Below are 1,607 nucleotides of genomic sequence, written 5' to 3' on the forward strand. Positions count from 1 at the left end.
CGGTGGAATTGCAAAGGACTGGGCCATGCGGCAAGACTTCCGTACTGGCTGCTGGTTTATGGAGAAAGCAGAAACAGCCATGAAAGTGATTACCAGCAATCTCGATCGCGGTATATGGCGAGACCTGATGAAAAAATCAGGGATGCTGAGCCTGATGGATGCCCAAGCCCGTGACCAGTGGTACCGAAATCTTGATGGAGATGATATTCCTGCCGTCAGCGAAGCCAACATACTCAGTACCTTTGAGCAACTTCACCAGCAGAAAGACGAGGTATTTGAACGCGGGGTCATCAATTTATTCAAAGGATTATCTTGGCACTACAAAACCAACAGCCCATGCCGATTTGGTAAAAAGCTTATCATTAGCAACCTAGTTAGTTGCAACCAATGGGGCTTTACCTTGAACCACGGTTACCGGCGAGACCAATTAGCGGATTTAGAGCGCATGTTGTATCTGCTCGATGGTAAACCTATACCCGACAACCGTGGCGATGTTACTAACCGATTGATGGAGCATATTAGTGATAACCCGACAAAGGACGTTTACGAAGATGAGTTTTTCAGCATTCGTTACTTTCAGAAAGGAACCGCTCATCTGACATTCAAGCGACCTGAGCTGACTGAGAGAATGAATGATATCATTGCCAAGCATTATCCGGGCATGCTAGCCCAGCGATAATAGGCTGTATTTTCTTAACAAATTTATCTGTTGGTATAAATGTTGGTACAAATTTTATCGAACACGATTTTACCCATATAAAACATATCAATACTTGATGTATTCGAGCCCTGTAGGGATCTTTACGTCTCCTGAAGTCTATCTAAGTCCATAAATCCCTTATATAATCAGTATCTCTGGAACTTCCTAGTATCCCTACGCTTATCCGCATCTACTGATTTCTATAGATAGTTGGGGGTATAAATGGGGGTAAGTCTAGGTTCAATGGAATGAGATACCCCCACATGAAACTAAACGCCCGGCAAGTGGATACCGCAAAGCGAAAAGAGAAACCTTATAAGCTCTCCGACGGCGGCGGATTATTTTTATTAGTAAACACAAATGGTTCACGTTACTGGCGGTTGAAGTATCGGATTGCTGGAAAAGAAAAGCTGCTATCAATCGGGGTCTATCCCGATATCACTCTCGCTGAGGCCCGAGCCAAAAGAGACGAAGCCAAACGAATATTGGCTGCTGGTGGAGATCCCAGTGAAGAAAAAAAAGCAGATAAACAGGCCAAGAAAGTCAGCATTGATAACACGTTCGAAGCTCTGGCCAGAGAATGGCATGCTTATAAAAGACCTAATTGGTCAAAAGGTTACGCCGACGATTTAATGGAATCGTTTGAAAATGATATATTTCCCTATGTTGGAAAGCGCCCGGTTGCTGAAATCAAGCCGTTAGAGATGCTTGAAACGCTGCGTAAACTAGAGGCGCGTGGTGTCCTTGATAAAATGCGCAAAATTCGTCAGGCGTGCAATCAGACTTTTCGCTATGCGATCGTGACGGGCAGGGCGGAGAACAACCCCGCCAGTGAGCTGGCAGGTGCTTTGGCAGTACAAAAACATCAGTATTACCCCCCAGGGCTTACGCATTAAACTTATCGTTA

The 1,607-nt window shown here is 44.9% G+C and carries 1 protein-coding gene and 1 pseudogene; both read left to right on the plus strand.

Annotated elements, in window-relative coordinates; translation table 11 throughout:
* Positions 1-679, plus strand: a 679-nt coding sequence (locus tag AEP37_RS23640; protein WP_049615622.1) for a DUF4942 domain-containing protein, incomplete at its 5' end; no start/stop codon positions are given.
* Between the two features lie 284 nt (positions 680-963).
* Positions 964-1,578: pseudogene (locus tag AEP37_RS23645) on the plus strand (tyrosine-type recombinase/integrase); the annotation flags it as partial.
* Positions 1,579-1,607 lie beyond the last annotated feature (29 nt).

The organism is Yersinia pekkanenii, assembly GCF_001152565.1.
Classification (GTDB): Bacteria; Pseudomonadota; Gammaproteobacteria; order Enterobacterales; family Enterobacteriaceae; genus Yersinia; species Yersinia pekkanenii.